Origin of the sequence: Actinotalea ferrariae CF5-4 (assembly GCF_000603945.1) — a bacterium.
Classification (GTDB): domain Bacteria; phylum Actinomycetota; class Actinomycetes; order Actinomycetales; family Cellulomonadaceae; genus Actinotalea; species Actinotalea ferrariae.
On the sequence record NZ_AXCW01000211.1, the window covers coordinates 1 to 7,494 of the forward strand.

Sequence of the window (7,494 nt, forward strand, 5' to 3'; positions counted from 1 at the left end):
CCCCGACACCGGGGGCCGTCCCGGCTCCCGAGGTCGCCCCGGCTCCCGCGCCCGAGCCGCCGTCGGCCGAGCTGGCCGCCCTGGCCGACGAGGCGTTCCTGTCCGCGGAGGGGCGCGAGCTGTTCTTCCGGGCACGGCCGGAGGTGCTCGGGGCGGCGTCGTTCGCGGGCCGGTGCGACCGCCACGCCCCGCGCTGGGCCCCGACCGGGGCGGTGGGCTGCTTCGACGGCCGGACCATCGTGGTCTACGCGCCGCCCGACCCTCGCCTGCGGGGGTTCGTCGTCGAGACGGTGGCGCACGAGACGCTGCACGCCGCGTGGGTGACGCTGGCACCCTCGGAGCGGCAGGCTCTGACCGGGGCGCTCGAGACCGCGCTCGCAGGGGTGCCCGGTGACGACCCGCTCCACGAGCAGCTCGCCGGGTCCGTGGGCTCCTCGCCCGAGAACCGCCCGACCGAGCTGTTCGCGTACGTCGGGACGCAGGTCTGGCAGGACGGGGGTCTCGCTCCGGAGCTCGAGGCCGTCTACGCGCGGTTCGTCGTCGACCGGGCCGCCCTGGTCACCGTCCACACCGGGTGGACCGGGACGCTGGACGTGCTGCGCGCGCAGGTCGAGGCCGCCGGGCAGGCGCTCGCCGGCCGGCAGGGGGCCGTCGCGCAGCAGCGCGCGCAGCTCGACGCCGACGCGGCGGCGGTGGCCTCCTACCGCGACGCGCTCGCCGAGGAGTCCGCGCAGGTCGCCGCGCTGCCGCCCGAGGAGCAGCAGCGCCTGCGGCTGTCCTGGCGCTGGTGGGACGGCACCGACCTGACCATGGCGCCTGCCGCCGAGACCCTGGCACGCGCGGCGGAGCTCCTGGCGCGCGACGACGCCGCCCTCACGGCCCGGGCCTCGGCGCTCGCCGCCGAGGAGTCCGCGGTCGCCGCGGAGCGGGCGCGGGTCGAGGCCCTCGTGGCGGACTACACGTCGCTCGAGGCCCAGCGGGACCCGGCGGCCGGCGCCTGACAGGCGTGGAGGGCTGCGGCCCTCAGGCGCGCGGGTGCGCCAGGCGGACGATCTCGCGCAGACCGTCCGTGCTGACGACCGCGGTGTGCGTCGCCAGGCCCGCCCAGCTGCGCCGGCGCGTCAGGTCCCCGACCGCCCAGTGGACGGCGTAGTTCGCGTGCCCGCGGCTGTCGACCGGCAGGGGCGTCACGCGCCAGGTCACCTCGACGCCGAGGGTCGGGTGCGTGCCGTGCAGGACGACCGTCCGTCGGTCGTGGGTGGTCACCGGTGCTGCCATCGTCCTCACCTCCTCCGTGAGAACGATCTGATCGACCGCGGCAGTCCCGCGATGATCGACGCGAGCGGGTGAACGTCCCGTGGCCGCCGGCGCAGCGCTGGCCGTCGGTCGCGCAGGGTGATGGGGTGGCAGCACGGTCCCCACCTTTCGGAGGTTCCCCATGCAGTACCGCACGCTGGGCCGCAGCGGCACGGTCGTCTCCACGCAGACCCTCGGCACGATGACCTTCGGCGCGGAGTCGGACGAGGAGACCGCCGGCGCGATCCTCACGGCGTTCGTCGAGGAGGGCGGCACCTGCGTCGACACGGCCGACGTCTACAGCGCAGGCGTCTCGGAGGAGATCATCGGCCGCTGGCTCGCGGCCCACCCGACCGACGCCGCGCAGCTCGTGGTGGCGACCAAGGGCCGGTTCCCGATGGGTGAGGGGCCGAACGGCGTCGGCCTGTCCCGCCGCCATCTCCGCGAGGCCCTCGACGCCTCGCTGCGCCGGCTGGGCGTCGACCACGTCGACCTGTACCAGCTGCACGCCTGGGACGCCCACACCCCGCTGGACGAGACGCTGCGCTTCCTGGACGACGCCGTGTCCGCCGGCAAGATCGCGTACTACGGCTTCTCGAACTTCCTGGGCTGGCAGCTCACCAAGGCGGTCCACGTCGCCCGCGCCCACGGCTGGGCGGCCCCGGTCACGCTGCAGCCGCAGTACAACCTGCTCGTGCGCGACATCGAGCACGAGGTCGTGCCCGCGGCGCTCGACGCTGGCATGGGCCTGCTCCCGTGGTCGCCGCTCGCCGGGGGCTGGCTGAGCGGCAAGTACCGGCGCGACGTCGACCCGACCGGCGCCACCCGCCTCGGCGAGAACCCGCAGCGCGGCATGGAGGCCTGGGCCGCGCGCAACGCGGACGAGCGCACCTGGCAGGTCATCGACGCCGTCGGCGAGGTGGCCGAGGGCCGCGGGGTGACGATGTCCCAGGTCGCGCTGGCGTGGCTCGCCGCCCAGCCCGCGGTGACGTCGGTGATCCTCGGCGCGCGGACGGTCGAGCAGCTCACCGACAACCTCGGCGCCGCGGACCTCGAGCTCACGACCGAGGAGCTCCGGCGCCTCGGCGACGCGAGCACTCCGCGGGTGGACGACTACCCGTACGGGGTCGCGGGCGTGCAGCAGCGGGACCGGAAGCTCACCGGCGGTCGCTGAGCGCCCTCAGCGGTCCCCCGCCCGGCGACGCTCGCGCCACGTCCGCCAGGCGTCGGTGGACCGCAGCGCCCACACCACCAGCAGCGGCTGGAAGAGCAGCCGGATCGCGCGTGCCGCGTCCGTGTCCAGGCCGAACCCGTCGGTGCGGGTGAGCAGCTGCGAGACGTTGCCGGGGAAGATCGCGACGAAGAACGCCGCCACCACCCAGCCCACGACCCAGCGGTCGCGCCGGGGTGCCAGGAGCAGGGCGAGGCCCAGGACGACCTCGACCCAGCCCGACACCACGACGACGACGTCGGGGTCCGCCGGGAACCACGGCGGCACCTGGGCCTGGAACTCCTCCCGCGCGACCGTGAGGTGGGTGGTGCCGGCGAACACGAGAACCCCACCGAGGGCGACACGGGCGACGGAGCGGGGGCTGATCACGGTCCCACTCTGCCCCACGGTGCCGAGGTGCCCAGGACTGCCGGTCAGAGCAGGGGCGCTCCGTGCCCGACGGTGAGCGGCTCGCCGACCGCCTGCGCGCCGTCGGCCGTCTCGACGTAGCGGTGCGCGACGACGACGCTCGGCTGCCCCGGCTCGGACGCCTCGACGAAGAGTGCGTCCTCGCGGCGGCCCTCCCCCGTCAGGTAGCCGTCCCACGCCACCGCCACGCGGACCGCGCCGGAGCCCCGGGCATGGCGGCGCGCGTGCTCGACGGCCTCGCCCAGCTCGCCGGCGAACCGGTGCAGCGACCGCCCCTCCGCGGTCTCCAGCAGCGTGAACGGGACGAGCGGCCCACCCTCCGGCACGACCGACCGGACCGCGTGCGCGAGGGCGAAGGACGCGAGCTCGTGGACCTGCGCCGACGGCTCCGCGCCGAGCGCCAGGAGCCGACCGGTCACCCACTCGACGAACTCGGGGATCCAGGCGCGCTCGCCGGCCGCCCACCGCTGGCCGACGGAGCTCGTCGGGAACACCGTCGGACCCACCGGAGGCGGCAGGACGATCGCCAGCTCGGTCGAGCCGTCCTCCGTGACCCCCGCCCAGCGTGCGCCCGGCACCCGCGCGCAGATCGCGTCCCCCACCGCGACCCCGATCGCGTTGATGACACCGTTCGGGTCGAACCGGCCCGACGGCGGCGCGGCGAGCCAGGCGTCGAGGGCGTCGTCGTAGACGCGTCCGACGGCGACCGGGTCGAGGTCGACGCCCCCGCCCGGCAGGGAGGCGCGGAGGTCGGCCACCCACGCCAGCTCGGCCGGGTTCAGCGCGAGGACCTGCGGGGAGGACCGGACCGGTTCCGTGCCGTGCGTGTCCCCGTCACGCCCAGCCCGCCGTCGGAAGATGCTCATGCGTGACTGTCGGCCACAGCCACCCGTGACTGAGCGACCGGGAGCAGCGGATGTCGGTGGGCGTCGCTAGCGTCGCGTCATGCACGAGACGCCGGCCGAACTCGCCGAGCTCCAGACCCTGCTCGACTCCTCCCTGTCCCGGTCCACGGGTCACCTGCGCTCGATCGTGGAGGGTCGCACCATCACGGCGGAGCAGCTCACGGCGGTCCTCACCGGGATGTGCACGCTGGCCCTCGCGACCGTCACGGCGGGCGGCGAGCCGCGCGTCAGCGGGGCGGACGGGCACTTCCTGCACGGTCGGTGGGTGTTCGGGACGGCTCGGACGGCCGCGAAGGCGCGGCACCTTGCCGCCCGTCCGGCGGCCAGCGTCGCGCACCTGCGCGGCGAGGACCTCGGCGTCTTCGCCCACGGCACGGTCGAGGAGCTGAACCCGCTCGGCGGCGAGACGGTCGCGGACTGGCCCGAGGTGCTGGCGTACCTCCAGGGGCACTACGGCGCGGACGCCTTCGACTGGGAGGCCGACGTCGTCTACTACCGGCTCCGGCCGCACTGGATGACGGTCTACGCCCCGGACCTGGGCGTGCTCGGGGCGCCGTAGCGCGGCGGACCGTCCGGGTCGGGGACGGACGGGTCCCCTCAGTCGTCGATCGCCTCGACGCCCTGCCGCCGGAGCTCCTCGACCCGGTCGCGCATGTGCTGGAGCACCTCGGGCGGGTGCCCCTGCCAGTCCTCGACCTCCCCGACCACCCGCAGCGGATGTCGCGTCCGGTAGGAGCGCGTGGGGTTCCCCGGGAACCGCTGGTCCGTGAGGTTCGGGTCGTCCTCGATGGGCCCGGTCGGCTCGACCCGGTAGATCCGCCCGCGCCCCTCGCCGACGGCGAGCTCCGCTCCCCAGGTGGCCGCGTCCAGCGTGGCCGTGAGGTAGACGTGGTGGGCACTGCGGCCCGCACCGAAGTTCGACCGCCGGCCCGGCTCGATCAGGTCCCCGACCCGCAGGTCCGCCTTGGTCCCGTGGAAGAACGGCCCCGGGTCGAGGCCCGCCGAAGCCGGCGGCTCGCTCATGACCGCAGCGTCCTCGGAGCCGCGGAGGCGTGTCAACAACCCGGCCCGGAGCCGGACGGTGCCGTCGTGGCACAGTGGCGCCACCGCGCCGGGACCCTGCACGCCAGGCGACCGGAGCGCCGCACCGAAACGGGAGGGACGCATGACGACCCGCGACGCCGTCCTCGTCGTCGACGTCGCGAACGTCGTCGGGGCCCGGCCGGACGGCTGGTGGAAGGATCGCGCGGGCGCCGCCGAGCGGCTCATGGTCCAGCTCGTGGGTCTGGGCGACGGCGCCGACCCGGACGTCGCGGGGCGTCGCGTCGTGGTCGTCCTCGAGGGTCGTGCGGTCGACGCGAGCCCACCGCCGGGGGACCGGCTCCAGGTCGTGCGGGCGCCGCGGGACGGGGACAGCGCCGTGGTCGACGTCGTCGCCGCGCACCCCGACGACGACGTCCTCGTGGTCACCTCCGACCGCGGGCTCCGCGAGCGCGTCGAGGCGCTGGGTGCCCGGACGCGCGGGGCCGGGTGGCTGCGGGAGATCATCGACCGATGACCCCCGAGACCCGTGACCACGACGTCGTCGTCTTCGGCGCCACCGGCTTCGTCGGGGCGCTCACCGCGGAGCACCTCGCCGAGCACGCCCCGGCGGGGACACGCGTCGCCCTGGCAGGCCGCTCGCGGGAGAAGGTCGAGCGGGTACGCGATCGGCTGCCGGAGCGTGCGCGAGCCTGGCCCGTGCTCGTGGCCGACACGTCCGACGCGTCCTCCCTCGCCGCCATGGCGGGCTCGGCGCGCGTCGTCGTCAGCACCGTCGGGCCCTACCTGCGCCACGGCCTGCCGGTGGTCGAGGCGTGCGCGCGGGCGGGGACCCACTACGCCGACCTGACCGGCGAGGTGCCGTTCGTCCGCGACGCCATCGACCGGTGCGACCACCTCGCGCGGGCGACCGGGGCGCGGCTCGTCCACGGCTGCGGGTACGACTCCGTCCCCTCCGACCTCGCCGTGCTCACCCTGCACCGCCAGGTCACCGCCGACGACGCCGGCTCGCTCGGCCACGTCCTCACCGTCGCCCGGGCGCGGGGCGGGGTGAGCGGCGGGACGATCGCGTCGATGCGCGGGCTCGTGGAGCTCGCGGCGAGCGACCCCTCGGCGCGCCGGCTGCTCGGCGACCCCTTCTCGCTGAGCCCCGACCGCGAGGCCGAGCCGGTCACCCGCCAGCCGTCGGACTCCCCGGGCCCGGGGCGGCTGAGCGACGGGCGCTGGCACGCGCCGTTCCCCATGGCGTCGGTGAACTCGCGCATCGTCCGCCGCTCGAACGCGCTGCAGGACTGGGCCTACGGGCGGCACCTGCGCTACGGCGAGGTCAGCGGGACCGGGCACGGGCCACGGGGCGCGGCCCGGGCCGTCGCGGTGACCGCAGGCCTCGCCCTGGCCGCCGGTGCCTTCGCCTTCCCGCCGACGCGCGCCCTGCTCGACCGCGTCCTGCCGTCGCCCGGGCAGGGCCCCGACGAGCAGAGCCGCACCTCCGGCTGGTTCCGCATGGACGTCCGCGCCGTGACGACGACGGGCCGCCGGTACCACGCCGTCGCCGCCGGACCGGGCGACCCGGGGTACGCGGCGACGGCGGTCATGCTCGGCCAGTCCGCCCTGGCACTCGCGCACGACGGCGACCGGCTGCCGGACCGCATGGGATCCCTCACCCCGGCGACGGCGCTCGGCGCGGTGCTGGTGGACCGGCTGCGCGCCGCGGGCCACACCTACGACGCCGCCGAACGGCCCTGTCCGCCGCAGTGATCACCGCGGTAGCGTGAGGGTCTGACCTGCGCCGATGGAGGGGGATCCCATGAGCGAGCAGCCCGAGAGGTCGTTCAAGGCCGTGTCGTGGCCCGGGACCGGGGGCGGTGCGGGCAACGCCGCCGTCGCCGTCTCCGCGCCCGTCGGGGCGGTGAGCCGCAAGGACCGCGAGCGTGCCGCGCGGACGACCCTCGAGCCGGACGGCCCGTCCGGTGTGGCCCTGCTCTCCCAGACGCCGGGGAGCGCGCTGCTGCAGCGTCGGACCGCCGCGAGCGAGTGGGAGACGCTCTCGACCGAGCCGGCGTCCCGCCAGGGACGCACGCCGATCGCGCTCCCGCAGGACACATCGACCCGGACGTACCGCGTCGTCTTCTCGCCGAAGAACCCGAACCTCACGTCATGGGTCTCGGAGCCGTTCGACCGCTGAGCCACGGCACCGCCACGCACCGACTACCAGGGGAAACCATGGACGACCAGCCGCAACGCGCCACGCACGCCGCCCAGGTGCCGATGAACTCCGGTCCCGGCATGAGCGCCTCCTTCGGGGTCGCCGCGCCGGTCGGCGCGGTGAGCCGGAAGGACCGTGAGCGGGCTAACAGGACCGCCCTGCGCCGCGAGGGACAGGGCCTGCTCCTCCGCACGGCCCTGCCCGGCACCGTGCTCCTGCAGCGGCAGGACGCGGACGGCTGGGAGACCGTCACCCGGAGGGCGGCGTCACGTCTGGGCCGCACCCGGCTCGCGCTGCCGGACGACGCCGCCGCCGCGACGTACCGGGTCATGTTCTCCCCGAAGAACGGGAACATCCCGTCCTGGGTGTCGCCGGTCGTCGACGCCTGAGCCCTGATCCACCGGTCT

Annotated in this window: 11 protein-coding genes; 7 read left to right on the forward strand and 4 right to left on the reverse strand. The window is 75.8% G+C overall.

The window, feature by feature from the left end; translation table 11 throughout:
* A partial coding sequence (locus tag N866_RS21465; RefSeq protein ID WP_034227621.1) for a hypothetical protein occupies positions 1–1,001 on the forward strand: 1,001 nt, incomplete at its 5' end.
* Positions 1,002–1,023: 22 nt separating this feature from the next.
* Here N866_RS21465 and N866_RS14570 read toward each other — a convergent pair.
* Entirely contained in the window at positions 1,024–1,278 is a 255-nt protein-coding gene (locus N866_RS14570; RefSeq protein ID WP_034227623.1) for a hypothetical protein, read from the reverse strand.
* A 160-nt stretch (positions 1,279–1,438) separates the two neighbouring features.
* On the opposite strand from N866_RS14570, the gene N866_RS14575 reads away from it, so the two are divergent.
* On the forward strand, positions 1,439–2,470 hold the full coding sequence (locus N866_RS14575; protein WP_034227625.1) for an aldo/keto reductase: 1,032 nt from the start codon (positions 1,439–1,441) through the stop codon (positions 2,468–2,470).
* 6 nt (positions 2,471–2,476) lie between these two features.
* Here N866_RS14575 and N866_RS14580 read toward each other — a convergent pair whose 3' ends face one another.
* A complete protein-coding gene (locus N866_RS14580; RefSeq protein ID WP_034227628.1) occupies positions 2,477–2,896 on the reverse strand; it encodes a DoxX family protein in 420 nt (139 codons plus the stop codon).
* 44 nt (positions 2,897–2,940) lie between these two features.
* Entirely contained in the window at positions 2,941–3,801 is an 861-nt protein-coding gene (locus N866_RS14585; RefSeq protein WP_034227630.1) for a DUF3806 domain-containing protein, read from the reverse strand.
* 79 nt (positions 3,802–3,880) lie between these two features.
* Here N866_RS14585 and N866_RS14590 point away from each other — a divergent pair, with 79 nt between their 5' ends.
* Entirely contained in the window at positions 3,881–4,399 is a 519-nt protein-coding gene (locus tag N866_RS14590; protein WP_034227632.1) for a pyridoxamine 5'-phosphate oxidase family protein, read from the forward strand.
* A 38-nt stretch (positions 4,400–4,437) separates the two neighbouring features.
* On the opposite strand, the gene arr is transcribed toward N866_RS14590, so the two are convergent.
* Positions 4,438–4,863 (reverse strand): NAD(+)--rifampin ADP-ribosyltransferase, encoded by a 426-nt coding sequence (gene arr / locus N866_RS14595; protein ID WP_034227635.1) that lies wholly within the window; start codon positions 4,861–4,863, stop codon positions 4,438–4,440.
* A 142-nt stretch (positions 4,864–5,005) separates the two neighbouring features.
* On the opposite strand from arr, the gene N866_RS14600 reads away from it, so the two are divergent.
* The 4 genes from N866_RS14600 to N866_RS14615 are packed head-to-tail and all read left to right on the forward strand — an operon-like array spanning position 5,006 to position 7,476.
* Positions 5,006–5,398, forward strand: a complete 393-nt coding sequence (locus tag N866_RS14600; protein ID WP_034227637.1) for a hypothetical protein — start codon at positions 5,006–5,008, stop codon at positions 5,396–5,398.
* Positions 5,395–6,639 (forward strand): saccharopine dehydrogenase family protein, encoded by a 1,245-nt coding sequence (locus N866_RS14605; RefSeq protein WP_034227640.1) that lies wholly within the window; start codon positions 5,395–5,397, stop codon positions 6,637–6,639. The genes N866_RS14600 and N866_RS14605 overlap by 4 nt, the downstream gene beginning before the upstream one ends.
* A 49-nt stretch (positions 6,640–6,688) precedes the next feature.
* The gene (locus N866_RS14610; protein WP_034227642.1) at positions 6,689–7,066 is read left to right on the forward strand and encodes a hypothetical protein; all 378 of its coding nucleotides are present in this window, start codon (positions 6,689–6,691) and stop codon (positions 7,064–7,066) included.
* Between the two features lie 38 nt (positions 7,067–7,104).
* Positions 7,105–7,476 (forward strand): hypothetical protein, encoded by a 372-nt coding sequence (locus tag N866_RS14615; RefSeq protein WP_034227643.1) that lies wholly within the window; start codon positions 7,105–7,107, stop codon positions 7,474–7,476.
* Positions 7,477–7,494 lie beyond the last annotated feature (18 nt).